20 protein-coding genes are annotated in these 25685 nt (G+C 69.5%); 12 read left to right on the top strand and 8 right to left on the bottom strand.

Features of this window, described 5'->3' with window-relative positions; translation table 11 throughout:
* Positions 1-19: 19 nt before the first annotated feature.
* Together ACGFU7_RS21520 and ACGFU7_RS21515 are read right to left on the bottom strand one after the other, a co-directional pair.
* Positions 20-757: a FadR/GntR family transcriptional regulator gene (locus ACGFU7_RS21520; protein ID WP_393697603.1), complete on the bottom strand. Its 738-nt coding sequence runs from the start codon at positions 755-757 to the stop codon at positions 20-22.
* A 170-nt stretch (positions 758-927) separates the two neighbouring features.
* The gene (locus ACGFU7_RS21515) at positions 928-1722 is read right to left on the bottom strand and encodes a chaplin (protein ID WP_393697602.1); all 795 of its coding nucleotides are present in this window, start codon (positions 1720-1722) and stop codon (positions 928-930) included.
* Positions 1723-2249: 527 nt separating this feature from the next.
* Between ACGFU7_RS21515 and ACGFU7_RS21510 the strand changes: the two genes are divergently transcribed.
* The 6 genes from ACGFU7_RS21510 to ACGFU7_RS21485 all read left to right on the top strand — a co-directional run bounded on the left by ACGFU7_RS21510 (position 2250) and on the right by ACGFU7_RS21485 (position 5317).
* Positions 2250-2645 carry a rodlin gene (locus tag ACGFU7_RS21510; RefSeq protein ID WP_393697601.1) on the top strand — a complete coding sequence of 132 codons (396 nt, stop codon included), beginning with the start codon at positions 2250-2252 and terminating at the stop codon, positions 2643-2645.
* 293 nt (positions 2646-2938) lie between these two features.
* The gene (locus tag ACGFU7_RS21505; protein ID WP_393697622.1) at positions 2939-3172 is read left to right on the top strand and encodes a chaplin; all 234 of its coding nucleotides are present in this window, start codon (positions 2939-2941) and stop codon (positions 3170-3172) included.
* 241 nt (positions 3173-3413) lie between these two features.
* A complete protein-coding gene (locus ACGFU7_RS21500) occupies positions 3414-3704 on the top strand; it encodes a hypothetical protein (protein ID WP_393697600.1) in 291 nt (96 codons plus the stop codon).
* A 206-nt stretch (positions 3705-3910) separates the two neighbouring features.
* Positions 3911-4321: a rodlin gene (locus tag ACGFU7_RS21495; RefSeq protein ID WP_393697599.1), complete on the top strand. Its 411-nt coding sequence runs from the start codon at positions 3911-3913 to the stop codon at positions 4319-4321.
* Positions 4322-4586: 265 nt separating this feature from the next.
* Complete coding sequence (locus tag ACGFU7_RS21490; protein WP_393697598.1) at positions 4587-4787, top strand: hypothetical protein; 201 nt, start codon at positions 4587-4589, stop codon at positions 4785-4787.
* Between the two features lie 119 nt (positions 4788-4906).
* Complete coding sequence (locus ACGFU7_RS21485) at positions 4907-5317, top strand: rodlin (RefSeq protein ID WP_393697597.1); 411 nt, start codon at positions 4907-4909, stop codon at positions 5315-5317.
* A gap of 161 nt (positions 5318-5478) precedes the next feature.
* Here ACGFU7_RS21485 and ACGFU7_RS21480 read toward each other — a convergent pair whose 3' ends face one another.
* Positions 5479-5979, bottom strand: a complete 501-nt coding sequence (locus tag ACGFU7_RS21480) for a DUF5949 family protein (protein WP_393697596.1) — start codon at positions 5977-5979, stop codon at positions 5479-5481.
* A gap of 376 nt (positions 5980-6355) precedes the next feature.
* Here ACGFU7_RS21480 and rsgA point away from each other — a divergent pair, with 376 nt between their 5' ends.
* Both rsgA and ACGFU7_RS21470 read left to right on the top strand, forming a co-directional pair.
* Positions 6356-7531: a ribosome small subunit-dependent GTPase A gene (rsgA, locus tag ACGFU7_RS21475; protein ID WP_393697595.1), complete on the top strand. Its 1176-nt coding sequence runs from the start codon at positions 6356-6358 to the stop codon at positions 7529-7531.
* Between the two features lie 71 nt (positions 7532-7602).
* On the top strand, positions 7603-8952 hold the full coding sequence (locus ACGFU7_RS21470) for a DNA-3-methyladenine glycosylase 2 family protein (protein WP_393697621.1): 1350 nt from the start codon (positions 7603-7605) through the stop codon (positions 8950-8952).
* Between the two features lie 12 nt (positions 8953-8964).
* Here the strand turns inward: ACGFU7_RS21470 and ACGFU7_RS21465 are convergent, their stop codons facing one another.
* From ACGFU7_RS21465 to ACGFU7_RS21450, 4 genes are all read right to left on the bottom strand, one after another.
* Complete coding sequence (locus ACGFU7_RS21465; RefSeq protein WP_393697594.1) at positions 8965-9339, bottom strand: PPOX class F420-dependent oxidoreductase; 375 nt, start codon at positions 9337-9339, stop codon at positions 8965-8967.
* Positions 9340-9418: 79 nt separating this feature from the next.
* On the bottom strand, positions 9419-11803 hold the full coding sequence (locus ACGFU7_RS21460) for a glycoside hydrolase family 95-like protein (protein WP_393697593.1): 2385 nt from the start codon (positions 11801-11803) through the stop codon (positions 9419-9421).
* Between the two features lie 170 nt (positions 11804-11973).
* Entirely contained in the window at positions 11974-12456 is a 483-nt protein-coding gene (locus ACGFU7_RS21455) for a DUF456 domain-containing protein (protein WP_393697592.1), read from the bottom strand.
* Positions 12457-12579: 123 nt separating this feature from the next.
* Positions 12580-13569 carry a helix-turn-helix domain-containing protein gene (locus ACGFU7_RS21450; RefSeq protein WP_393697591.1) on the bottom strand — a complete coding sequence of 330 codons (990 nt, stop codon included), beginning with the start codon at positions 13567-13569 and terminating at the stop codon, positions 12580-12582.
* Between the two features lie 210 nt (positions 13570-13779).
* Here ACGFU7_RS21450 and ACGFU7_RS21445 point away from each other — a divergent pair, with 210 nt between their 5' ends.
* From ACGFU7_RS21445 to ACGFU7_RS21435, 3 genes are all read left to right on the top strand, one after another.
* On the top strand, positions 13780-17547 hold the full coding sequence (locus ACGFU7_RS21445; protein WP_393697590.1) for a S8 family serine peptidase: 3768 nt from the start codon (positions 13780-13782) through the stop codon (positions 17545-17547).
* Positions 17548-17673: 126 nt separating this feature from the next.
* Complete coding sequence (locus ACGFU7_RS21440) at positions 17674-19374, top strand: protein phosphatase 2C domain-containing protein (protein WP_393697589.1); 1701 nt, start codon at positions 17674-17676, stop codon at positions 19372-19374.
* A gap of 65 nt (positions 19375-19439) precedes the next feature.
* Positions 19440-21182, top strand: a complete 1743-nt coding sequence (locus tag ACGFU7_RS21435) for a pyruvate dehydrogenase (RefSeq protein WP_393697588.1) — start codon at positions 19440-19442, stop codon at positions 21180-21182.
* A 30-nt stretch (positions 21183-21212) separates the two neighbouring features.
* Here the strand turns inward: ACGFU7_RS21435 and ACGFU7_RS21430 are convergent, their stop codons facing one another.
* Positions 21213-24350 (bottom strand): alpha-mannosidase, encoded by a 3138-nt coding sequence (locus ACGFU7_RS21430; protein WP_393697587.1) that lies wholly within the window; start codon positions 24348-24350, stop codon positions 21213-21215.
* 156 nt (positions 24351-24506) lie between these two features.
* Between ACGFU7_RS21430 and ACGFU7_RS21425 the strand changes: the two genes are divergently transcribed.
* Complete coding sequence (locus tag ACGFU7_RS21425; protein ID WP_393697586.1) at positions 24507-25673, top strand: NAD(P)/FAD-dependent oxidoreductase; 1167 nt, start codon at positions 24507-24509, stop codon at positions 25671-25673.
* Positions 25674-25685 lie beyond the last annotated feature (12 nt).

Raw genomic sequence — 25685 nt, 5'->3', positions numbered from 1 at the left:
GATGCGTGGCGAGCGGACCCTAGACAGCGTCCCCGGCGTTGTCGCGGGCGCGGGCTTCGGAGATCCGGCGCCTGACCGGGGCGTAGTGCTCGCTCAGCGCCTTCATGAAACCGGCGATGTCCCCGGCCCGCGCGGCGTCCACGATGTTCTGGTGCGCCGCGATCGTCGCCATCTCATCGGCGTGTGTGAATCCGTCGAGGTGCGGCGCGACGATCGCGTACACGTCCCAGAAGGCCATCGAGAGCTGGCCGATCAGTGCATTGCCGAGCGGGGCCACCAGCAGCGCGTGGAACGCCCGGTCCGCCTCCACGAAGCCGTGTTCCTCATGCGCGTCGGTCTCGCGCATGGTGGCGACCAGGTCGTTCAGCGCGTCGAGCTGGTCCGCGCTGAGCAGCGAGAGGATCCGGTCGGCCATCCCGCGCTCGACGAGCTCGCGTACGTCGACCAGGTCGGCCAGCACCTGGAAGTCGTCGTCGGGGGAGAGCAGTCCGCGGAAGGTCAGGCTCTCCACCAGGGCGGAGAGGCTCAGCCTGCCCACGTAGGTGCCGTGCCCGTGGCGCACCTCGACGATGTCCAGCGCGTCGAGGATCTTGACCGCTTCGCGGACGCTGGAACGGCTGGCGCCGAGCGCCTCGCACAGGGCCGGCTCGGTAGGCAGCGGATCACCGGGGCGGAGGCGCTCTTCGAGTATGTGGCGCTTGATGCCCTCGACGACTTCCTGCCGGAGCAACTGCCGACAGGGCCTCGCACCGGACATACGTGAGCTCCCCACCTCTTGCCCCCTTCCGGTCCATCAAGCCGCGTCCCACGCTATCAATACATCAGACATCCGATGTCTGAGGCTTGCTTGTAAACGCAGCAGGCCGGGTCGGACAGCATTTGCTGTCCGACCCGGCCTGTTCGTCTCCAGGCTGACTGATCCGTGGATCAGCTCTGCGAGCGGCGGACCCGGCGCATCAGCACCGCGCCACCGAGCAGCAGCGCGGCGCTCGCACCGGCAGCCGCGCCGAGGTCACTGGCACCGGTGTGGGCCAGCTGCGAGCTGGTGCGCACTGGCTCCCCGGCGGCCACCGGAACCAGAGGACCACCGTCGGTGGACGTGACCACCGGGGGTGTGACCACAGGGGGTTCGACCACGGGGGGCTCGACCACCGGGGGTGTGACCACGGGGGGTTCGACCACGGGGGGCTCGACCACCGGGGGTGTGACCACGGGGGGTTCGACCACGGGGGGCTCGACCACCGGCGGTTCGACCACGGGGGGCTCGACCACCGGCGGCTCGTCGCCCGGCCCGCTCACGTTGGAGCACTCGTTGCCGAACGCGGGGTTCAGCGCACCGACGACGTCGGCGCTGTTGCCGCAGGCGTTGACCGGGACGTCCACCGGAGCCTGGATGAGGTTTCCGGACAGCACGCCGGGAGAGTTGGTCGCGATGCCCTCGGCGCTCGCCCCCTGGCCGCCGTTGCCATTCCTGGCGCCGCCCTCGTTCTCGCACTCATTGCCGAACGCGGGATTCAGCAGACCGACCACATTGACCGTGTTGCCGCACACGTTGACGGGAACGTGCACCGGCACCTGCACGGTGTTGCCCGAGCCGACACCCGGCGAACCGATGGCGGCGCCATCGGCCGACGCGTCCGCGAATGCGTACCCGCCGGCCGCGGTCAGAATGCCTGACGCCGCCGCCATGACCAGCACGCTCTTACTCAAGGCTTTTCGCATTGGTTGCCCTTTCCTAGGACATTCCGTGCGAGCGGAACGCTCGCGTTTCATTCATCAGGCGATTACAGATTGCGCCGGGGACATCACCGCGGGAGTCTTCCTGCGTGAGTCGGCAAGCGGCGGTTGCGGAAAGGCGGAGAGACCACGAAGAAGCGCTCTTCATGTGATAAGTCCCATTTCTGCTCGGTGAACGCCCAAGCTGCACGCTTGATGAAATCCATAACGAGGAGGAATTGTTGAGGAAACTCAAAAGGTCGTGGAAATTTTGTGACCACTCGAACGGATTACTTATGCGCGTTCATGCTGACGTCGTTCGCCGCGCGCGGACGCTCAACACTGCATGGATTCCGGACCGTTGGTTCCTTGGAGAAGAGGCTCGGGCTGCTGAGTGCTCCTGCGGCCTCAGCGGCTTCGCCTCGTGCTGTCCGTGCGCCTCGGCATTCGGGTGAATGGCGAGAACTAAACGCCCGGTCACGAGTTGGGCAGGGGGCTCCGGTACGGGGCATCCAGTACGAGAAGGGTTAATCGTGATCAAGAAGGTTCTGGCTACGGGTGCCGTTGCCGCCTCCATCCTCGGTCTGGGCGCGACGCAGGCCATGGCGATCGGTGACGACGGCGGTACGACCTCGGTCAACGGCGACGGAGCCTCGCAGTCGTTCGGCAACTCCGAGACCCATGGTGACGGCAGCCCGCAGTTCGGCCTGGTCCAGGGCAGCCTGAACAAGCCGTGCATCGGCCTGCCGGCCAAGGCCAACCCCGGCTCGCTCGTCGGCTTGGTCCCCGTTGCGGTCCAGGACGTCAATGTCCTGTCCTCGCCGCAGAACCAGCAGTGCACCGAGAACTCCACCCAGGCCAAGGGTGACGAGCCGCTGTCGGACATCCTGGACGGCATTCCGGTGCTCTCCGGCAACGGCAACAGCTGATCCAGCCGCAATGGCAGACCCAGGCCGTCGGCACTCCTCCCCGCGCGGCCCGGGCCCGTTGCTGTCTTTCCCGGTACCGGCGCATCGGATTGTCCGATGATCGCGCTCGCGGCATCGAGTGGTCGATGCTGCGTCATTCGGGCGGTTTTTCAGGAATCTTCTTCTTGAAGAGTTTCGCCTACGGTCTTAAATCGTTACGAATTGCAGCGGCGGAGTTACGAGTGATCAGGACCGCGCTCGTGCGGCACGAAAGACGTGGCCGCTCCGGACTCCGTCAAAGAAAGGGAAAAAAAGTGAAGTACACCAAGGTTGCCGCCATCGCCGCCGGAACCCTGATGGCGATGGGTGCCGCTGCACCCGCCTTCGCCGATGCCGGTGCCGATGGCAGCGCCGCCAACTCCCCGGGCGTGGTGTCCGGCAACGTCATCCAGGCTCCGGTCCACGTTCCGGTCAACCTCTGCGGCAACACCGTGAACGTGATCGCCCTGCTCAACCCCGCCTTCGGCGACGCCTGCGCCAACAGCTGATCTCCGGTCCCGAGCCGGACGCTCATGGCCGGAAGGCCCCGGTGCGCATTCGATGCGTACCGGGGCCTTCCCCTTTTCCGTTATTCGATCGAGTGGTCCGGAGAAAAACGGCACCGTCCAGTTGCTGTGTCGCAACCGCATCGTTACCCAGGGTGAAAGCGGTAGAAGTCACAGCTAAAGAAGGCTTGTGCGGCGCGAGTGCGCGACCGAAACAAATGCCGCTGCAGAAGGGAACCCGAAAGTGAAGTACGCGAAGACTGCTGCGTTTGTTGCCGGTTCCGTGGTTGCTCTCGGAACGGCTGCTCCCGCCTTCGCCGTTACCACCGCCACGGCCCCCAACTTCAGCCTCAACGGCGGCGTCAACCAGGTGGCGGAAAGCGCCCCGCAGGCTGTCGACCCGATCGTCGACACGGTTGGCGGCGCCGCCGATTCGGTCCAGAAGAGCGGCTCCGTCACCAAGCTGGCCGGGCAGGCCACCGGTGCGGCCAAGGGTGCGGCCCCGCTGATGGGCGGGCTGCCGATCGGCGGCTGATCCGTCGCGCCACGGCAGTTCCCCGCTGCATTCGGCGAACAGCCGGACAGCAAAAGCACCGTTCGAGTGAACCGGCACAACCGTCCCCATCGCCGTGAGTTGAGTCAGAGCGCTCCGGACAGGTGGGCAACAGAGAACCCCCAACAGGTGGGCAACAGAGAACCCCCAACAGGTGGGCAACAGAGAACCCCCAGAAGGGCTATTTAATGATCAAGAGGATTATGGCCTCGGCAGCCGTCGCTGCTTCGATCGTCGGCGTCTCCGCCGCGATCGCCCCGCAGGCCATGGCCGTCGGCAACGACGGTGGTACGACGTCGGTCAACGGCAACGATGCCGTCCAGTCGTACGGCAACTCGGCCACCCACGGTGACTGGAGCCCGCAGTTCGCGCTCATCCAGGGCTCGCTCAACAAGCCCTGCATCGCCCTGCCGGCCAAGGCCAACGTCGGTTCGGTCCTCGGCGCCGTTCCGATCCCGGTCCAGGACATCAACGTCCTGGCCTCGCCGCAGAACCAGCAGTGCACGGAGAACTCCACCCAGGCCAAGGGTGACGAGGCCCTGTCGCACATCCTGAGCGGCATTCCGATCCTGTCCGGCAACGGCACCGGCAACAACTAGAGCCGTACCGCCCCGGGCGATCCTCGCCGATTCCTCGAACTCGCCGAGGACGGCGAAGCGGGCGGCTTCGAGCTTGCTTGCCTGCAGTGTGTGAAACATCCGTGGGGCCGGCACATCCACGCGGCAGCCGTTCTTCGGCGGCCCGGATGCGCCGGCCCCACGTCGCGCGTCCTGGACACCGCCGGCCCCTCGAAGGGACGGGCTGACTGGGCCGGTTGCCGTAGTGACGGCAGACGTCACCCGTCGCACCGGGTAGGGGCCATTCATGGACCAGTACGACAGCCAACGCCCCAGCGGCCGGCAGCGGCACGCGCAGGACGCCACACCCATCTACGACCGGCTGCTCGCCGAATGGCAGGCGGCCCGCGGCGGCCCGGAGCCGGCACCGCCCGCGCAGCTTCATCGACCTTGTGCGGGAAGCCGCGTTCCTGCAGCCCGTATCTCCGAAGAAGACGTCGACGGGTGAGGGCGGAGCGTCGAACTCGCGCCGGATCGAACCCATTTGAGTGGTACTGCGGAACCGACGCTTCCGTAACAGGTTGATCAGTACGTTCCACAACGGGACGCCCCGAAAGGTGAAGCGTGATGAAGAAGATGATGGCCGGCGCAGCAGTGGCCGTGTCCCTGGTCGGTCTGTCGGCCGTCGCGGCCCCGGCGGCCATGGCGATCGGTGATGACCAGGGGACCACGTCGGTCAATGGCAACAACGCCGTGAGTGAGTCCGGCAACAGCGTGACCCAGGGTGACGGCAGCCCGCAGCTCCAGCTTGTCCAGGGCGCGCTGAACAAGGCATGCGTCGGTGTGCCGGTCAAGGCCAACGCCGGTTCGCTCGCCGGTCTGCTGGTGCCGGTCGCGGTTCAGGACGTCAATGTCCTGGCCTCGCCGCAGAACCAGCAGTGCACGGAGAACTCCACCCAGGCCAAGGGTGACGAGGCGCTGTCGCACCTCGTGGACGACATCCCGGTGCTCTCGGGCAACGGGGCCGGCAACAGCTGAGACGCTCGAAGCGCGGGCGGTCCGGGGATCCGCCCCGCAGTCGCCCGCACTCCGGTGTACGGCACCGCCGAGCAGTATCCGGGGTGGAGCCCCAGGGCTCCACGCATGACGATGCCCACCGTTCCACGGGGGGCGGTGGGCATCTGGCGTACGGGGGCGGCTCAGCCCAGGCTGCGTACCGGAAGGACACAGTGGGCGGAGGTCATGATGATCTCTTCGTCGCCTGCGAAGGACCGCAGCAGCTCCTCGCTCACCGGCCGGCCCGGCGTGCCCTGGGGCCACGGACGGGTGGCGAACATCGCGTGCACCTCGCCCCGCTCCTCGGCCGCGGCCAGCCACTCGGGCGGTGCGGGGTACTGCGCGGTGAAATGAGGCAGCGTCAGGACCGCCTGGCCGGCCTGGACAAGCAGCTTCACCGGAAGGCCCGGGGCCTCGGTGGCGTACACCGGACCGGCACCGACCGGCAGTCCACTGCGGTCCAGGGCCACGCGCATGGCGGCCTCACCGGCGGCCGGGCCGTCCGTCCCGTCGCCCAGTGAGTAGACGAGAAGGAAAGCGACGTCGTGGCCGCCAACGGGGTGTTCGCCGCTCCACCCGATCAGCGTGATCGTGCCCAACTGGGCTTGTGAGAACGTGCCGGTGGCGGTCTGGGGTGCGGTCATGCTCGGCACCATAACGGCCAGGGGCCGGTCGTTGTGCATGTGTATCACCTGATCGAGGGAGATCTGCGGATATCTCCGATGAATATGGTCGTGAAGCACTCCGGGCCGGGTCCTGCCGGATGCCGTGGATTAAATGCGTTGACGCCACCCGACGGCCGCGCGCTATCGTGTGCAGTGTTCCGGACGGCGGACAAGAACCGCCGATATCGGCCCCGTGCTTGAACCAGGAGGTGAGGACATTGATGACTGTCGCTGCGGTGGGCGCTGCCCACAACCAGAAGAGCATCGTTCCCACCCCCGTGGTCGCCGGCTGACCTTTCCGTAACTCTCCGCGCCTGTGTGCGCGTTGCCGGGGCCACCCTTTGAAGGGTTTCCCTTGTCTTTCCCGTCTTCTCCGTCCTTCGCTTCTTCTCTTCAGGGCTCGTCCGCGTCGCATCCGCTGTCCCCGTACGGCTGGGACGACGACTGGGCCGCCGAGTTCGCCCCGTACGCCGGACAGGGTCTGCTGCCCGGACGCGTGGTGCGGGTGGACCGCGGGCAGTGCGATGTCGTCACCCCGCACGGCACGCTCCGGGCCGACACCGCCTTCGTCGTCCCGCGCGATCCGATGCGGATCGTCTGCACGGGCGACTGGGTCGCCGTCGACCCCGACGGTGATCCGCAATTCGTACGGACGCTGCTGCCGCGGCGTACGGCCTTCGTTCGCTCGACGTCGTCGCAGCGCTCCGAAGGGCAGGTGCTCGCCACCAACGTCGACCACATCGCCATCTGTGTCTCGCTCGCCGTGGAGCTCGACCTGGGGCGGGTGGAGCGCTTCCTCGCGCTCGCCATGTCCAGTTCCAGTGGCGACGCACTGCTGCGCGACGGGGCGTCCGCCGGGGACGGCGCCGCCCAGCCGATCGTGGTGCTGACCAAGGCCGATCTGGTGCCGGACACCGCCACGCTGTCGTACCTCGTCCAGGACATCGAGGCCATCGCGCCCGGTGTGCAGGTGCTGCCCGTCAGCTCCGCCACCGGGGAGGGGCTCGATGTGTTCGCCGCCATCGTCTCGGGCGGTACGAGCGTGCTGCTCGGGGTGTCCGGCGCGGGCAAGTCGACCCTCGCCAACACCCTGCTCGGCCGCGACGTGATGGAGGTGCAGGCCGCCCGTGATGTCGACGGCAAGGGCCGGCACACCACCACGACCCGCAATCTGCTGGTACTGCCCTCCGGGGGCGTGCTGATCGACACCCCCGGACTGCGTGGCGTCGGCCTCTGGGACGCGGAGACCGGCGTCGGCCAGGTCTTCTCCGAGATCGAGGAGCTGGCCGCGCAGTGCCGGTTCCACGACTGCGTCCATGAGTCGGAGCCCGGCTGCGCGGTACTCGCCGCGATCGAGGACGGTTCGCTGGCCGAGCGGCGCCTCGACAGCTTCCGCAAGCTGCTCCGCGAGAACCAGCGCATCGTCGCCAAGACCGATGCCCGGGTGCGGTCCGAAATGCTGCGTGAATGGAAGCGCAGGGGCGCCGAGGGCCGGGCCGCCATGAATGCGAAGCGGGGCAGGGCCCGGTAGCCGCAGCGCCCTGGTCGACGTCCGAAAACTGCCAGTGCGGTACCCGGAGGTGCCGCACACTGGGCGGTGTGATGGACGAACAGACGAGGTACGAGGCGGTGAGCAGCCGCGACGCCCGTTTCGACGGGGATTTCTTCTTCGCCGTCGAAACCACCGGCATCTACTGCCGGCCGAGCTGCCCCGCCGTCACCCCCAAGCAGAAGAACGTCCGCTTCTACCCGACCGCGGCCGCCGCCCAGGGCAACGGCTTCCGGGCGTGCCGGCGCTGCCGCCCGGACGCCGTGCCCGGCTCCGCGGACTGGAACGTCCGGGCCGATGTCGTCGGCCGCGCCATGCGGATGATCGGCGACGGCGTGGTCGACCGGGAGGGCGTGCCCGGTCTCGCCCACCGGCTCGGCTACAGCTCACGCCAGGTGCAGCGGCAGCTCAACGCGGAGCTCGGCGCCGGACCCGTCGCGCTCGCCCGCGCCCAGCGGGCCCACACCGCGCGGGTGCTGCTCCAGACGACCGGGCTGCCCGTGACCGAGATCGCCTTCGCGTCCGGTTTCGCCAGCGTGCGCCAGTTCAACGACACGATCCGGCAGATCTACGCCCGTACGCCGAGCGCACTGCGCGCCGAGGCCGGGACGGGGCTGGGAGCGGCGGTACGGGAGGCGCGCACCACCGGGATTCCGCTGCGGCTCGCCCACCGGGGGCCGTACGCGGCCCGCGAGGTCTTCGATCTCCTGGCCGGGGAGACGGTCGCCCGGATCGAGGAGGTCAGCGGGGAGCCCGGCGCCCGTACCTACCGGCGCACCCTGCGGCTCCCGTACGGCACGGGCATCGTGGCCGTCGACGAGCGGTCCGCCGGGTCCTGGCTGGATGCCCGGATCCACCTCACGGACCTGCGGGATCTGACGACGGCCGTGCAGCGGCTGCGGCGCCTCTTCGACCTGGACGCCGATCCGTACGCCGTCGACGAGCGGCTCGGCACTGACCCGCGACTCGCACCGCGTGTCGCCGCCCGCCCGGGGCTGCGCTCGCCGGGTGCCGCGGACCCGGAGGAGTTCGCCGTACGGACGCTGGTGGGCAGGGCCGGGGCGGAGCGGGCTGTCGAGATGTACGGGAAGCTCCTCGACGTCCCCTGCGGCGGGCTCACGCATGTGTTTCCCGAGCCGGGAGTGCTGGCCGGTGCGGTGGACGATCCGGCGCTGCGGGCTCTGGCGACCGCGCTCGCCGACGGGGACGTACGGCTCGACGCCGGGGCCGACCGCGACGAGGCCGAGCAGGCGCTGCTGCGGCTGCCGGGGATCGACCAGGCGACCGCGGCGCTCATCAGGATGCGTGCGCTCGGCGACCCCGATGTGGATCCGGACGGGAGGCCCGAGGCGGAGCGGTGGCGGCCCTGGCGTTCGTACGCCGTACGCCACCTGAGTCTCTAGGGCCGTCCGCCTTCATGCCTCTTCGTCGAGGCCCCAGCTGTGGATCTTCTGCGGGTGAATGCGGATGAGCTCTTCGCTGAAGTGGGCGCCGAGATCGTGCGGTCCGGTGAGGAGCTCGGCCTCGCCGCGGATGTCGATGCCGCGGACCGCCCACGGCCGCAGGCTCACGATGTCGTCCACGACCAGGGCCACCTTCGGGTTGGCCTGGAGGTTGCGCCATTTCTTCGTCGTCCCGAGTGCGTAGCCGCCGACCAGGATCGTCCCGTCGTCCTGCGGAAAGAAGCCGACGGGATTGGCCTGCGGCTGGCCGTTCGGGTCGACGGTGGCCAGCCGCCCCAACCGTTGGGTGCTGAGGTACGCGCGCTCGGCCTCGCTGAATCCGATCATGGAGTCAGCCTCACACGCGCACCCCTCACCCGCATCGTCCGATGTATCGGACACTGGTCCCAGGACTTCGGGCCGGGGCTCAGGCCGGCAGCCCCCAGCGTGGTGCGGGCTCGTTCGCAGTGACCGGGCGGACGGTCAGGTCCGGGCGGTCGCCCTCTGCCGTGATCAGCGCCGAGTCGCCCTTGCGGAGGCGGATGCGTACCGCACCGTCGGCCAACTCCTCGTGACTCAGCGGGCGTCCGTGCCGGTCGCGGACCTCGATCCGTCCCTCGATGCCGTGGCGTACGACGCAGGGCGCGCCCGCCTCGCTGGTCAGCCGCACCCAGCGGGTCCGGCCCTCCTCCCGTACCGCACTGAGCAGGAACGCGCCCTGTGTACGGAAGTCATGGACGGTCATCTCCCGCCAGGCGGCGGGCAGCGCCGGGAAGACCCTGATCGTGCCGCCCCACGACTGGCACACCATGTCGTGCAGCGACTGGGCCGCCGAGAGCGGGGTCTCGATGACCGGGCCCGACTCCTTGTACATGGTGTTCGCCTGGATGAAGCGGCTCATCAGCTCGCCGAGATACTTCAGCGCGTCCTCCCCCTTGCCGAGCAGCGCGGACATCGAAGCGGCACCGGTGAAGGTGTAGCCCTGCAGGGCGCCTTCGAAGCCCACCCAGTGGGCGAGGGACCTCTCGATCAGGGCGCGTTCGTCGGCCGTCGTACCCGTCAGCTCGTACAGCGGGTAGACGGCGAGCATGTGCGAGTAGTGGCGGTGCGACTTCGCGAACGGCACTCCGGCGCCGATCATGAAGCCGTTGGCGTCGACCGGGTACGGCGCGAGCCTGGCCAGGACCTCCTGCCAGCGGGCGGTCAGCGGGTCGTGGACGCCGAGCTGCTCCGCCGAGTCCAGCAGGGTGCGGCAGCCCCAGCGCAGCAGCATCAGGTCGTAGTTGCAGTCCGGGGCGTTGACGCCGTACTCGGGGGAGAACGTCGCCGGGAGATGCAGCTTGCCGTCCGCGCCGGGCGTCAGGAAGTGCAGGTAGTAGTTGACGGCCTTGCGCAGCAGCGGGAAGAGCGTGTCGCGCAGGATCGACTCGTCCATGGTGTGGCGGTAGGAGAGCCATACGTTGTGCAGCGCCCAGGTCAGATTGCCGACCTCGGGGGTGGGCGGGTCCTGGCCGGGGATGCCGACGCCGTAGCCGCCGTCGGCGACCGACGCACCATTGACCAGCTGGGGGTCGGTGGTGCGGGGCATGCCGGCGGAGTCCGCCCGGTAGGGGGCGGCGACCTCGCGGGAGAGCTGGTCCCGGAATTCGCTCAGCGCGCGGGTGACGGCGTCCAGTTCGAGATGGTTGGAGCCGTGGATCAGCCAGTACTCCAGCTGGACGTTGAGGTTCCACCAGGTGTTCGGCCAGGGCGTGGGCTCCAGCCAGGGGCCGGAGGTGGCCATCACGGGCGCGTCCTTGCGGGCCGCCGAAGCCGTCTTGTACAGCTGGATCCAGTAGAAGCGCTGCAGCCGGGCGTCGGGCAGGGACAGGAAACTCTTCCGGTAGAACCGGTCCCACCAGGTGCGATGGGGTGCGGCGAGCAGACCGTACGGGAGCGCGGAAGCGGTCTTGACGGTACGCAGCGCACGGTCGCGGGCCGTCGTCCCCGGGTGGGAGTGCGTGACCGTGACATACAGGGTGCGGCTCGTGCCCCTGGTGCGGTCCTGCCAGGCGGTGACGTGCTGACCGCCCGCGAGCAGCGGCTGGACGGCGGCGGTGATCTCGCCGTGCTGTTCGGTCACCGCGGGCGGGTTGCCGGTGTAGCCGTCCGGGAGGGGCTTGAAAGCGGCGCGCGGGCTGATCGCGTCGGCCGGGTGGAAGACCCAGCGGAAGGCCTGCTCGCCCGCGCTCGGGGTGACCTCCACGGCGAGCAGATCGCTGGAGGAGTGGACGAAGGCCCGGAGCTTCAGGGTGCCCGCGGTCGTGGTGACGGTGCCTTCGAGTTCGGCGGTGCGCAGCCGCATCCACCACTCGATGCCCGTGATGGTGCCGGCCGGCTCCAGGGTGAAGTGACCGATCGGGAGACGGGCGAGGCCGAAGAGGGAGCCGAACTCGGGGCGGTGGTCCTGGACCTCGGAGTGCTGGACGTTGAAACGGATGGCCGTGGTGGTGGCGCCGGGCTCGGCGTAGATGCCGGAGCCGAGGCGGCCGTTGCCCAGATACGGGCCCTCGTACCAGGTCTTCGGCAGCTTCTGCCAGAGCAGGTCGGCGTCGTCCAGGACCGTGTGCCAGCTGTCGTCGGGGGAGCGCACGGTGACGGGGGCCGGGGCAGCGGGTGCCGGGGCGGCCGGTGCCGCTGCCTGGGCGGGGACGGCCGCACCGCCCACTACGAGTGCGCCGCCGATCGCGGTGCCGGTGGCGAGAACACTTCTTCGGGAGGGGGACGGGGCTTCGTTCCGGGGCAGGCGGGCAGGGTCCGGTGCTGTAGGCAAGGCGTCTCCTGGCGACTCGTACGCAGGCGCAGCAATTCATCCGAGCTATTCCTTCAGGGAAGGTAGGCACGGGGCATCCTTGCGTCAATAGAGCGGGAGAGATCCGATGTGTCTCCGTCTATCTGGACAGCATCCATCCAGATAGTCAGGGGGAGGGAGGACGGGGGAGGTCAGGCCCAGATCACCGCGCCCAGCCAGGCCCCCGTCACCAGCAGACATGCGAAGAGTTCGACGAGCACGGAATAGCCGGTCGCCCGCATCACCGAGCGGACCGATGCCCACCCCGCCCCGCGGCTGCCGAGCCGCAGCCGCTCCACCCCGTAGATCGCCCCCACATATCCGGCGATCCCGCCCACCACCGGCACCACGAAGAAGCCCACGATCGCGCCGGCCCCGCCCAGCATCAGCGTCTTGCGCGGCGCACCCGACTCGCGGGGGCGGCGCGGCGGCAGCAACGGCTTCAGCGCCTGGTTCAGCAGCAGCAGTGCGGTGGCACCTATGAGTACGCCCCAGGCGACCGGAGTCATATCGGTCAGCGCCCACCACAGCACGGCGGCCCAGACGATCGCCTGCCCCGGCGCCCCCGGCACCAGCACACCGACCAGGCCGAGAAGCATGACCAGGCCGACGGCGAAGAGCTGCCACACACCCATCTGACCAGCCTGCCGGAGTCCGGCCGGTCCCGCCTGTCAGCGCGGCTCGGGGACCGTCGGTGCAGCTCGGAGCCGTAACGATGCGGCGGGAACACCGGACCGGGGCATTCGGCGGGGCCTCGTTCAGGTCCGTGGTGTCCGGGACACCCAGCCCCGTTCGTACGCATGCCAGCCCAGCTGCAGCCGGGTCGACACCCCCGTCAGCTCCATCAGGCCCTTCACCCGCCGCTGTACGGTCCGCAGCCCCAGCTCCAGCTGTTTCGCCACGCTCGCGTCCGTCAGCCCGGCCAGCAGCAGCGACAGAATCTCCAGGTCCGTCGCATCGGGCCCGGTGGACTCCTCCTCCAGCCGGCTGCTCTCGCCGAGCCTGAGCGGCATGGCATCGCGCCACACCGCCTCGAAGAGCCCCATCAGTGACTCCAGCAGCCCGGAGGCATGAACCACCAGCGCCGCGGGTTCGGCGCCCCGTCCGGTCAGCGGCACCATCGCCAGGGCCGTGTCGGCGATGATCAGCTTGGTGGGCACCCGGTCGACGACCCGGCACTGCTCGTCACGGCTCAGCGAGGCCGCCAGCTCCGTGATCCCGGACGGCAGCGCGAGCACCTCGCGCTCGACCACCACCCGGAACAACACCCCGCGCGTGGCGGCCTGCTCCTCGGACTCGTTCTCCAATCCGGTCACCGCGATCGGCTTCCCGGTGACCAGGGCGCACACCTCGCTCGTCGCCCCCAGCTGCAACTGGTGGAAACGGTGCGCCACCGCGCTCGCGCCCGTGACCACCTCGACCAGATCGTGCACGGCCGAATCGGTGGCCTCCGCCCGGTAATCCGCGGCGAGCAACGCCGCCGCCAGCTCCGCCTGCTCCAGCTCATGGCGCTGCTGGGTCAGCAGCGCACCCAGTGCCACGCCCGGCGGCGCCGCCACCCAACGGCCCGTGCGGGCCGACGACTGGGCGGCCAGCCCATGCTGTTCCAGCCGGCGCAACGCCCGTTCGGTGTCCGATTCGGGAAGCGCCAGCCGGTGCGCGAGATCGGAGACCTCCGCGGCTCCCACCACCACGAGCGCGCGGTACGCCGACTCCTGTATCTCGTCGAGACCTATGGCTCCCAGCATTACCGGACTCCTCCCGGACGCATTGATTCCGCACGATGTCGCAGTCTTCGGGCGCCCGGGCGTGGCGGAAAGCGGCCACGGCGTAAACCCGCCCTGTACATCATCCCTTTATCGCCCGTCGCTCTGCCAATGTGGCGCCACCGCAGTACCAACAACCTCCGGAATGCCGCGGTTTGTTCATAGGTATTCCGGTTTCACTTGGGGAGAGCGATGCGTCCGATATCGCGTACGGCACTGGGAGCGGCCACCGCCGCCGTCCTGGCCGTCACTGCGATCGCACCGTCCGCGGCAGCGCCGCAGGACGACACGACCGCGAAGAGACCACTGACCGGCAGTGCGGCCGCCGACGCCAAGGAGGGTAAACCGGTCACCGTGACCCTGGTCACCGGTGACAAGGTCCTGGTGAGCACGGACAGTTCGGGTGCCGCATCGGTCACCGCACTGCCGCGCGAGGACGGCACTGTCCCCCTCGTACAGACCAGGCAGTCCGGCAAGGACCTCTACGTCTACCCCGACACCGCCGCCGACGCGCTGGCCGCGGGCACGGTCGACAAGGAACTCTTCAACGTCACCGGACTCATCCGCCAGGGCTACGACGACGCGAGCACCAAGTCGCTCCCGCTGATCGCCGTCTACGGCAAGGACGTGGCCCGCTCCGCGCCCGCCACCCCGCGCGGCGCGAAGCGCGGGCTCGCGCTCGACGCGATCGACGGCGTGGCGCTCAAGGCGGACAAGACGAAGGCCGCCGACTTCTGGTCGGACGTCACCAACACCCGTTCCCGTTCGGCCTCCGGTCTGAAGAAGCTCTGGCTCGACCGCAAGGTTCAGGCCACTCTCGACAAGTCGACCAAGCAGATCGGCGCCGACCTCGCCTGGGCCGCCGGATACGACGGCAAGGGCACCAAGGTCGCCGTGCTCGACACCGGTGTCGACGCCGAGCACCCCGATCTCAAGGGCCGGATCGCTGCCTCGGAGAACTTCACCGACTCCGACACCACCGACGACCGGCAGGGCCACGGCACCCACACCATCTCCACCGTGGGCGGCACCGGCGCGGCCAGCGACGGCAAGAAGAAGGGCGTCGCCCCCGGCGCCGACCTGCTCGCGGGCAAGGTCCTCAACGACAGCGGCTCCGGCGCCGAGTCCTGGATCATCGCCGGTATGCAGTGGGCCGTCGACCAGAAGGCCGACGTCGTCTCCATGAGCCTCGGCAGCCCGACGCCGACCGACTGCACCGACCCGATGAGCGTCGCCGCCGAGGAACTCGCCCAGAGCAAGAACACCCTGTTCGTGATCGCGGCCGGCAACTCCGGCCCCACGCTCAACACGGTCTCCTCGCCGGGCTGCGCCCCGAGCGTGCTGACCGTCGGCGCCGTCGACCGTGACGACTCCACGGCCTCCTTCTCCAGCCGCGGACCCGTGATCGGATCGCACACTCTCAAGCCCGAGATCACCGCTCCCGGCGTCAACATCTCGGCCGCCGCAGCAGGCGGCCGCGGCGTCTACGCCTACCAGACGATGTCCGGTACGTCGATGGCCACCCCGCATGTCGCGGGCGCCGCAGCCATCGTGAAGCAGCGTCACCCGGACTGGACCGCTCAGCAGATCAAGGCGGCCCTCGTGTCGTCCGCGAAGAGCGACATCCCCGGCGACGTACGCGAGACCGGCGGCGGCCGCCTCGACGTGAAGGCCGCCATCGACACCACCGTCGTCGGCGCTCCCGCCGTCCAGGGCGGCACCTTCAACTGGCCACAGGACAAGAGCGACCGCACCACGGTCGACGTCCCGTACACCAACTCCGGCACCGAGCCGGTGAAGCTGTCGCTGAAGGTCCAGGGCGTCACCGGCAACGACGGCTCGGACGTCCGCTCCTCGGTCGCGAAGCTCGACGCGAGCACCGTCACCGTCCCGGCCGGAGCCACCGTCAAGGTCCCGCTGGAGATCGACCCGACCGCGAAGCTGAAGGCATCCCAGTACGGCGATGTCACCGGACGCGTGCTCGCCACCGGGCCCGGCGACGTGAAGGTCTCCACCCCGTTCTCAATGTACGTCGGACCGGAGACCGTCACCCTGCGCGTCAAGCTCGTCGACCGCACCGGCAAGCCCGCCGCGGGCTCCTCCTCGCTGGACGTCATCGGCACCGACACCGCCGGCGGTGAACGCCGCTTCAACGACGGCGCCACCGACCAGGTCTACCAGGTGCGCCCCGGCGCGTACTTCGTCTCCAGCTTCATCACGTCGCCGGACCTGAAGGACACCACCGGCAGGATGGTCGAGTCCGTCGGCTACCTCGCCAGGCCGCAGCTGAACGTCACCAAGGACACCACCCTGGTACTGGACGCCCGCAGGGCTCATCGGGTGCAGGTGCGGACCGAGGACCGCAAGTCCGAGAGCCGCTCCACGACGCTCACCTTCGGCCGCAGCTGGGACAACACCTGGCTGCACTCGGGTTCCATCTCCGGCAGCCGCGCCATCAAGAACTACCTGGTCGACGTCGAGGGCAAGGCGAGTGACGGCGACTTCGAGTTCGCCAGCTACTGGCGTGCGTACGCTCCGCAGCTCGAGAAGCTCTCGGTCGTCGGCGGCGCCGAACTGCACGCGCAGCCGGCGAGCACCGGCTCCGTCAACCTCGACGGTACGGGCGAGGCCGCGCTCGTCGACGCGGGCACCGGCACCCCCGCCGAGCTGAAGGCGGCCGATGTCACGGGCAGGATCGCGCTGGTCAAGATCGCCGACGACGGCCTGATGGCCGTCCAGGCGCGGGACGCCAAGGCCGCCGGAGCAAAGGCGATCATCGCGTACCGGCCGTCCGCGGGACCCTGGCTGCCGTCCGTCGGCTACGGTTCGGCGCCGGTGCCCTCCCTCGGAATCGAGGCGAGTGAGGCCGCCGGCCTGAAGACCGCCCTGGCCGACGGCCCCGTGACGCTGCGCTGGAAGGGCACCGCCGCCAGCCCGTTCGTCTACAACCTCGGTTTCCCCGAGACCGGCCCGGTCACCTCGGACCGTACGTACAAGGTCCGTGACAGCAAGCTCGGCAAGTCCACCGCCACGTACGAGGCGATGGGTGTCGCGGCCGACTACGTCGACTCGCTGGTCTTCAACCGGCCGTACGGCGGACGCTACTCCGCCGGTTCCTTCGACACCGTCGCCGTCCCGGGCAAGCGCACCGAGTACTACTCGGCGGGCGACACCGGCTGGGAGCGGTACCTCTCCTCCAGCTTCCCCTGGGGCGAGACCATGTCCGACCCGTCCCGTACGTACACGGCAGGCTCCAAGCGTACGGAGAACTGGTACCGGGGTATCCCGGGCCCGGCCGCTCCGCGTGACGCCGAGGGCAAGGTCCTGCTCGCCGCCGAGCGGCAGGACAACCTGATCGGCGTCGCCCCGGGCTTCTGGAGCGACACCGAGCACGCTGGTCAGCAGGGCTCCTTCGGAGACCTCGGCAGCATGCGGCTGACCAGCGATGGTCAGGTGCTGGGCGAGTCCGGCTGGCCGTCCGGGGTGTTCACCGTCCCGGCCGAGGACGCCGCGTACGAACTCACCATGGAGACCTTCAAGTCCGGTCAGCCCGCCGCCGTGTGGAAGCGGTCCACCCACACCGAGACCACCTGGAAGTTCCGCTCGAAGCGGGACGAGAACGTGTACTCGCAGGGGATCCCGCTGCTCTTCCCGGGCTACGACCTGGAGACCGACGGGCTCAAGACCCTTCCGGCGAAGGACGGTCGGACGATCGGCCTGAGCGTCACCGGCCACGCGGGCTACACGCCCGGCAAGCTGGTCGCCGCCAAGGTCTCCTACTCGTACGACGGTGGCGAGACCTGGACCCAGGCCACCACCGCGCAGCAGGGCGGCCACTGGACCGCGACCGTGAACCACGCGGGCGCGGCCGGCAAGCCGGTCACCCTGAAGACCGAACTGACGGACGCCAACGGCAACTCCGTCATCCAGACCGTGAACGACGCTTACGCCGTGCGCTGATCACGACCTGACCGGTCCGCCGGGCGTCCTTCCCGTGGGGGGTGGGGCCGCCCGGCGGACCTTTTTCATGGCCACTATTTCCGGATGACCCGTTTTCGTACGGCCCCTGCGGTGGACAATAAGGGCATGAGTCAGCAGGGGGAGAGGCCCGCCGCCCACGAGGACGACTGGTGGCGCAGGCTGTACGACGAGACCGCGAGGGACACCGGGGCGAGCAACGCGGCCGACAGCCTCGACGACCGCTTCCACTCGGCATCGGACGCGGTGAGTCCGGGCGGGCGCGGGGGGTTTGACGGGGCCGGGGTGCCTTGGGTGACGGATGCACTGGGGGAGGTCTCTGAACCGCAGGTGGTGGACGCACCGGGGGAGGTGGCCGGGCCTCCGTCTCCGCCGTCCGCGCCGGTCGCGCCATCCGGGCCTCCGCCTCCGCCGTCTGCGCCGGTGGTGCCTGAGCCCCTGCGGGTGCGTGCTCCGTGGGAGCCGCCTGTTGCGGCCGTACGCGTCCCGGGGACGTCCCCGGGACGTCCGTCGCAGCCGCGCACCTTTGCCGCACCGCCGGTTCCGGCCGGTCCTCCGGCCGTCCCTGACCTGTTGTCGGGGGCTGAACCGTCGCCCGAGCCACCCGTCGCCGATGGGGCGTCCGCGCCGGTGCCGCCTCTGCCCAGGCGGCCGGCCGGTGAGAGACCCGCCGCCCCGCAAGCCCCCGTGACCACGGTCACCGCACAGGCACCTGCACCCGAGCCCGAACGCTTAACCGCACCCGCACCCGCACCCGCACCCGCACCCGCACCCGCACCCGCACCCGCACCCGCACCCGCACCCGCACCCGCTCCACTCCGCCCCGTGATCGGCCATGTGGGTGACCGGCCGCCCACCTATGACGCCGAGCCCACCGCGCTGCCCGCCACCGTCCCCCAGGAGCTGGACGGTCTCGTCGCCGACACCGTGCTCGACGGCGCCCGGTACGGCACGTACACCCTGCGCGCCGCCTCCGTGCGCGGAGACTCCGCGCGGTTCCGGGGCGAGCCCCGCCGCGATGCGCTGCTCACCGTGCGCTTCGGCACCGACAGGAGCGCGCTCGTCCTGGTCGCCGTCGCCACCGGAGCCCGCGCCACCGAGCGGGCACATCTGGCGGCGGCCGACGCCTGCCGCTGGATCGGCGGTGCCGTCGGCCGCAGCCATGTCCGGCTCTCCGAGGACATAAGGGCCGGCCACCGCGGTGACCTCAAATCCGGCCTGCATCGGCTCACCGACCGCAGCTACGGCAAGCTGCGCGCCCGAGCCGCCGAGCTGGGACTCCAACCGCAGCAGTACACGGCCGGCCTGCGCTGCCTCCTGCTGTCGGCAGACCCCGACTGCCGTACCAGGGTCTTCTTCGGCGTCGGCGCCGGTGGGCTCTTCCGGCTGCGCGACGGAGCGTGGCGGGACCTCGAACCGGAGATTCCGGAAGCCGGTGACGTCAGCGGTGAAGCCGTGGTCGGATTCGGATCCCCGTCCCCGTCCCCCGGGAGCGGTCCCGACGGCGACCACCTCACCAGGGATCTGGGCATCAGCACGCCCCCGTCCCCGCATGCCGAGAGCCCGCTCGCCCCGCCCGCCGAACCGTTCCGGTTCCGGGCCTCGGTGGCCCGGCCGGGCGACACGCTGCTGCTGTGCAGCACCGGCCTCGCCGAACCGCTGCGCGGCGAGCCCGATCTGGCCCGGGAGCTCGCCGATCGCTGGGCCCACGACGAGGCACCCGGGCTCGCGACGTTCCTCGCGGACACCCAGCTCAGGGTGAAGGGCTACTCCGACGACCGTACGAGCGCCGGCGTCTGGGAGGCGTAACCACGCGCGTCATGGGTTGATGGATGCGAAGTCCGGAAGCCGAAGCGCGGAAAGGGTACGCACCCATGGCCAAACAGAACGTGTCGGAGCAGTTCGTCGACATCCTCGTCCGGGCGGGCGTCAAGCGTATGTACGGCGTCGTCGGCGACAGCCTCAACCCGGTCGTCGACGCCATCCGACGCAATTCGGCCATCGACTGGATCCAGGTCAGGCACGAGGAGACCGCCGCGTTCGCCGCCGGAGCCGAGGCCCAGATCACCGGCTCGCTGGCGGCCTGCGCCGGATCCTGCGGCCCCGGCAATCTGCACCTCATCAACGGCCTCTATGACGCACACCGGTCCATGGCGCCCGTTCTCGCCCTCGCCTCGCACATCCCTTCGAGCGAGATCGGTCTCGGCTACTTCCAGGAGACCCATCCGGAGCTGCTCTTCCAGGAGTGCAGTCACTACAACGAGATGATTTCCAACCCACAGCAGATGCCGCGGCTGCTGCAGACGGCCATTCAGCACGCGATCGGCCGAGGCGGGGTCAGCGTCGTCGCGATGCCGGGTGACATTGCATCGCAGCCGGCCCCGGAGAAGTCGATCGAGCACGCCCTGGTCACCTCGCGGCCGACGGTACGGCCCGGTGACGAGGAGATCGAGAAGCTCTGCCGGATGGTCGACGAGGCGAAACGCGTGACATTGTTCTGCGGCAGCGGCACGGCGGGTGCCCACGCCGAGGTGATGGAGTTCGCCGAGCGGGTGAAGGCCCCGGTCGGGCATGCGCTGCGTGGTAAGGAATGGATCCAGTACGACAATCCGTACGACGTCGGCATGAGCGGACTGCTCGGCTACGGCGCCGCCTACGAGGCGACCAACGAGTGCGATCTCCTCATCCTGCTCGGCACCGATTTCCCGTACAACGCCTTCCTTCCCAGCGATGTGAAGATCGTCCAGGTCGATGTGCGTCCCGAGCACCTCGGCCGCCGATCCAAGCTGGATCTCGCGGTCTGGGGCGATGTCCGCGAGACGCTGCGCTGTCTGACCCCGCGGGTCAAGACAAAAACCGACCGCAAGTTCCTTGACCGGATGCTGAAGAAACACGCCGACGCGCTGGAGGGCGTGGTCAAGGCGTACACCCGCAAGGTCGAGAAGCACATCCCGATCCACCCCGAGTACGTCGCCTCGGTGCTGGACGATCTGGCGGACGACGACGCCGTGTTCACCGTCGACACCGGTATGTGCAATGTCTGGGCCGCCCGCTATCTCTCACCCAACGGCAAGCGTCGCGTCATCGGTTCGTTCAGCCACGGCTCGATGGCCAACGCGCTGCCGCAGGCCATCGGCGCCCAGTTCACCGACCGGAACCGGCAGGTGGTGTCGATGTCCGGCGACGGCGGATTCACCATGCTGATGGGCGACTTCCTCACCCTGGTGCAGTACGACCTGCCGGTGAAGGTGGTGCTGTTCAACAACTCTTCGCTCGGCATGGTCGAGTTGGAGATGCTGGTCGCCGGCCTTCCGTCGTTCGGTACGACCAACAAGAACCCGGATTTCGCGGCGGTCGCCCGGGCCGCCGGGGCGTACGGCGTACGGGTGGAGAAGCCCAAGCAGCTCGAAAGCGCCCTCAAGGACGCCTTCAAGCACAAGGGCCCGGCGCTCGTCGATGTCGTCACCGACCCCAATGCGCTCTCCATCCCGCCGAGGATCAGCGCGGAGATGGTGACCGGATTCGCGCTCTCCGCCAGCAAGATCGTGCTGGACGGCGGAGTCGGCCGGATGGTCCAGATGGCCCGCTCCAACCTGCGGAACGTGCCCCGCCCCTGAACCGGCCGAGGAATGGGGCGGGGCGTTCGCTCACGCCGGGGACAGTCGCACCGTCAGGATCTGGAACGGCCGCAGCGCCAGTGCGAGACCGTGCTCACCGGGCGTCGCCTCGTGCAGCGGCCGCTCCAACAGGTCGGTGATCTCAGCCCGTGCGACGGGGAAGGCGACCCGGAGCGCGGCCTCGGCCCGGCCGCCCGCCGACTCGTACAGCCGCACGATCACATCGCCGCTGCGGTCCTCGGCGAGCTTCACCGACTCCACCGTGACCGCCGGATGCCCGGTGGTGATCAGCGACGGCACCGCGGGGGCCACCGCCGCCCGCAACGGCAGGTTGAGCGCGAGCCCCTCACGTACCGCGTCCGTGACCTCCGCCCCGGGCGCCAGCGCATACCGGAACCGGTGCGTGCCGAGGTCGGTCTCCGGATCCGGGCTGTGCGGGGCGCGCAGCAGCGTCAGCCGTACGGTCGTGCCGAGACCCGAATCGTGCGGGGTCCGGGTCACCTCGTGCCCGTACGTCGAGTCGTTGAGCACCGCGACCCCGTAACCCGGCTCGCCGACCCGCAGCCAGCGGTGCGCGCAGATCTCGAAACGGGCCGCGTCCCAGCCGGTGTTGTCGTGTGTGGGGCGGTGGATGTGCCCGAACTGGATCTCGGCCGTGGACCGTTCGGCGTGCACATCGAGCGGGAACGACACCTTGAGGACCTTCTCCGACTCCTGCCAGTCCACCTCGGTGTCGATGTCGATCTGCCGGCTTCCCGCCGCCAGCCGGATCTCCTGCACGATGCGCGATGCCCCGAACGACCGCATCACACGAACGGCGGCCCGCAACGGCCCCTCCTCGATCAGTTCAACGGAGTCGGCTGCGATGAGATCGGTGCGGGTACGGCGGTAGTGGCGGTCGATGTCCCAGGCGTCCCAGTGATTGGGATGATCCGGGTGCAGCTGGAGGAGGTTGGCCCGGTGACCGGGGGCGAGGACGTCCCGCCCCGCGCCGAGATCGCGGACGGCGGCGATCAACCCGTCGCCGTCGACCGTGACCCGCAACAGCCCATTGTCGAGTACGAATTCCTCGCCCGCCGAGCCGCTTGCCGACTTGCCCGCCGACCCGGTCGCCGTGACCGCGTGCTCCGGAACCGCCGAGCCGTCCAGCAGACCGGCGCCCAGCCCGGGTGTCTCGGCCAGCACCGCCGCACGCCCGCCGCCCAGCGGCTGCACATGCGCGCCGGAGGGCAGCACCGCGCTCGCCTCGGCGTCCAGCTCGATCACCTGACTCCGGTGGTACGGCGATGAGTTGAGCGCCACCAGACCCTCGGCCCCACCCAGCGCCGCCACCGCGTCCGCCACCAGATCGGCCAGTTCCTCCCGCACCCTTTCGTATGTCTCGCGTGCCTCCCGGTGCACCCACGCGATCGACGAGCCCGGCAGGATGTCATGGAACTGATGCAGCAGCACCGTCTTCCACAGCCGGTCCAGCGCCTCGTACGGATAACGGTGGCCGGGAGTCCGCAGCGCCGCCGTGGTGGCCCACAACTCGGCTTCCCGGAGCAGGTGTTCGCTGCGGCGGTTGCCCTGCTTGGTCTTGGCCTGGGTGGTGTACGTGGCCCGGTGCAGCTCCAGATACAGCTCGCCCGACCAGACCGGTGCCTGCGACCCGTACTCCTCCTCGGCCGCCGCGAAGAACGCCGACGGCCTCTCGATCTCGACCCGCGGCGAACCCTCCAGATCCCTGAGCCTGCGCGCCTTCTCCAACATCTCGCGGGTCGGTCCGCCCCCGCCGTCACCCCAGCCGAACGGGACGAGGGAACGGGTCGCCAGCCCCTTCTCCGCGAAGTTCCGTTCAGCGTGAGCGAGTTCGCGGCCATGGAACTGCGCGTTGTAGGTGTCCACGGGCGGGAAGTGAGTGAAGACCCTGGTCCCGTCGATGCCCTCCCACCAGAAGGTGTGATGTGGCATTTTATTGCTCTGGTTCCAGGACAGCTTCTGCGTCAGGAACCATTTCACCCCCGCCAGCCGCGCCAGCTGCGGGAAGGCGGCCGTGTAGCCGAAGGAGTCCGGTAGCCAGATCTCCTCCGTCTCCACCCCCAGTTCCTGCTCGAAGAACCGCTTGCCGTGCACGATCTGCCGGGCCAGCGCCTCACCGCCCGGCATATTGGCATCGGACTCCACCCACATAGAACCCACGGGCGCCCACTGCCCGTCCGCCACGGCCTGCTTGATCCGCTCCCAGATGTGCGGCTGATGCTCCTTCACCCAGGCGTACTGCTGGGCCTGCGACGCGGCGAAGACCAGCTCCGGATAGTCCTGGGCCAGCGCGGTGACATTGGCGAAGGTGCGCGAGGCCTTCCGCACCGTCTCGCGCAGCGGCCACAGCCACGCCGAGTCGATGTGCGCATGACCGGCGGCCGAGATCCGGTGCGCGCTGGCCGACGCCGGGCGGGACAGCGCATCGGCCAGCCGGTCCCGGCCGGCTCGCGCCGTGCCCGCCACATCGTGCAGATCCAGCGCATCGAGCATGCGTTCCAGCGACCGCAGGATCTCGTACCGCCGCGAACGGTCGACGGGCAGTTCCCGCATCAGCTCGGAGAGCACCTCGATGTCCAGAACGAGATGCCAGACCTCTTCGTCCAGCACAGCGAGGTCCGCGGAAGCGAACCGGTAGAGGGGCCGGTCACCAGCGGTCAGTACGTCCCCGAGCGGCGTCGGCGCGAAGCCGTGCTCCAGAACTGCCGGGTTGGCCGCCGCCTCCAGGAGCAGCGAGACCGGCTCGCCGCCGGCGGCCGGGGACGCGACCGTCAGATGCCGATTGCGCGGATGGATGCCCTTGAGCGGGATGCCCGCGGTGTCATACAGCATCCCCTCGGCCTGGAATCCGGGCCCCTGACCGGAGAAGCCCGGGTCGACGACCACCTCGACGCGCCGCCCCGCCCAATCCTCGGGCACCGTCCCCTCCAACCGGAACCAGCTGGTGGACCACGGCTTCCCCCACTCCGTACCTGTGCTGAACGGCTCGTACGTTCCCTCCAGTGCCTGAGCCACCGGTACGGGTTCGCCGGGGATGTGCCGGACGGAGAGGGCGAGCGGGGTCCGTGCCGGGTACTTGGCGGGACGGATGAACTGGTGAAGGGCCCTTTCGAGGCGGTCCTCCACCAGGGTGCGGTCGTCGTGCATCACGGCTCCTCGGGGTCGGCGCCTTGGGGTGTCCTTGGCTCCACTTCCCCGGCGGCGCAACCGGCACCCCTGCGAGCGGTGCGAGGGGGTGATGGTTGATCAACCGGCCCTGTACGCACCCTTGGCGGCCTCAAAGCAATGTGACATATTACTGTCGTGCTCATGAGACAGCCCCTGGATGTCGTCATCGTCGGGGCCGGAGTGGTCGGTGCCGCCTGCGCCTATTACGCCTCCCGGTCCGGACTGTCCGTAGCCGTCGTCGACCGCGGCCCGGTCGCCGGAGGCACTACCGGAGCCGGAGAGGGCAACCTCCTGGTCTCCGACAAGATGCCAGGACCCGAACTGGAACTGGCTCTGGTCTCCGCCTCCTTGTGGAGCCAACTGTCGGAAGAACTTTCTTCGGACATCGAGTACGAGAGCAAGGGCGGCCTGGTCGTAGCGGCGTCCGAGGAATCCTTGACCACCCTGTCGACGACGGCCGCCGACCAGCGAGGAGCCGGAGTCGAGGCGTACCACGTCACATCCGACCGGCTCCGCGATGTCGAGCCTCACCTCGCACCGCACCTTGCCGGAGGCTGCCACTACCCGCAAGACGCGCAGGTTCAACCAGCTCTGGCGGCAGCCGAGTTGTTACGGGCAGCCAGCCGCTCCGGAGCACGCCTGTGCCCGGGGGAGGAAGTCGTCGGGATACTCAGGGACCGGAAGGGTGCGGTACGCGGGGTGCGCACCGCACGGAGTGAACTGCGCGCCCCGATGGTCGTCAACGCGGCGGGCACCTGGGGCGGTGACCTGGCCGCAATGGCCGGGGTGGACCTGCCGGTCCTGCCGCGCAGGGGGTTCGTGCTCGTCACCGAGCCGTTGCCGCGGCTGATCCGGCACAAGGTCTATGCCGCGGAGTACGTGGCCGATGTGTCGAGCGGGTCCGCGGCGCTGCAGACCTCGCCCGTGGTGGAGGGAACCCCGTCGGGGCCGGTGCTGATCGGGGCCAGCCGCGAACGGGTCGGCTTCGACCGGACGTTGTCGGTTCCGGTGATCGCCCGGCTGGCTTCCCAGGCCGCCGCTCTCTTCCCCGTACTGGCGGATGTGCGGGTGATGCGCGCCTACCACGGGTTCCGTCCCTACCTGCCCGATCATCTGCCGGCGATCGGCCCGGACCCCCGGGTGCCAGGGCTCTTCCACGCCTGCGGCCATGAAGGAGCCGGGATCGGGCTGGCCCCCGCGACCGGACTGCTGATCGCCGACGCGATCGCCGGGCGGCAGCCGGTGCTCGATCTCGGACCGTTCGCCCCGGACCGGTTCGACACCACGTGCCATGTCACATGACTGCGGAGGGGG

It is taken from the genome of Streptomyces sp. NPDC048473 (genome assembly GCF_043200155.1).
In the GTDB taxonomy this organism is placed as follows: domain Bacteria; phylum Actinomycetota; class Actinomycetes; order Streptomycetales; family Streptomycetaceae; genus Streptomyces.
Note: the sequence above shows the minus strand (reverse complement) of the source record. Positions and strands in the feature narration are given on the sequence as shown.

Excerpts from the sequence above, each read along its gene's own strand:
- ACGFU7_RS21520 (WP_393697603.1), bottom strand. The coding sequence starts at position 757 with ATGTCCGGTGCGAGGCCCTGTCGGCAGTTGCTCCGGCAGGAAGTCGTC.
- ACGFU7_RS21515 (WP_393697602.1), bottom strand. The coding sequence starts at position 1,722 with ATGCGAAAAGCCTTGAGTAAGAGCGTGCTGGTCATGGCGGCGGCGTCA.
- ACGFU7_RS21495 (WP_393697599.1), top strand. The coding sequence starts at position 3,911 with ATGATCAAGAGGATTATGGCCTCGGCAGCCGTCGCTGCTTCGATCGTC.
- ACGFU7_RS21490 (WP_393697598.1), top strand. The coding sequence starts at position 4,587 with ATGGACCAGTACGACAGCCAACGCCCCAGCGGCCGGCAGCGGCACGCG.
- ACGFU7_RS21485 (WP_393697597.1), top strand. The coding sequence starts at position 4,907 with ATGAAGAAGATGATGGCCGGCGCAGCAGTGGCCGTGTCCCTGGTCGGT.
- ACGFU7_RS21480 (WP_393697596.1), bottom strand. The coding sequence starts at position 5,979 with ATGACCGCACCCCAGACCGCCACCGGCACGTTCTCACAAGCCCAGTTG.
- ACGFU7_RS21470 (WP_393697621.1), top strand. The coding sequence starts at position 7,603 with ATGGACGAACAGACGAGGTACGAGGCGGTGAGCAGCCGCGACGCCCGT.
- ACGFU7_RS21465 (WP_393697594.1), bottom strand. The coding sequence starts at position 9,339 with ATGATCGGATTCAGCGAGGCCGAGCGCGCGTACCTCAGCACCCAACGG.
- ACGFU7_RS21455 (WP_393697592.1), bottom strand. The coding sequence starts at position 12,456 with ATGGGTGTGTGGCAGCTCTTCGCCGTCGGCCTGGTCATGCTTCTCGGC.
- ACGFU7_RS21450 (WP_393697591.1), bottom strand. The coding sequence starts at position 13,569 with ATGCTGGGAGCCATAGGTCTCGACGAGATACAGGAGTCGGCGTACCGC.
- ACGFU7_RS21445 (WP_393697590.1), top strand. The coding sequence starts at position 13,780 with ATGCGTCCGATATCGCGTACGGCACTGGGAGCGGCCACCGCCGCCGTC.
- ACGFU7_RS21440 (WP_393697589.1), top strand. The coding sequence starts at position 17,674 with ATGAGTCAGCAGGGGGAGAGGCCCGCCGCCCACGAGGACGACTGGTGG.
- ACGFU7_RS21435 (WP_393697588.1), top strand. The coding sequence starts at position 19,440 with ATGGCCAAACAGAACGTGTCGGAGCAGTTCGTCGACATCCTCGTCCGG.
- ACGFU7_RS21430 (WP_393697587.1), bottom strand. The coding sequence starts at position 24,350 with ATGCACGACGACCGCACCCTGGTGGAGGACCGCCTCGAAAGGGCCCTT.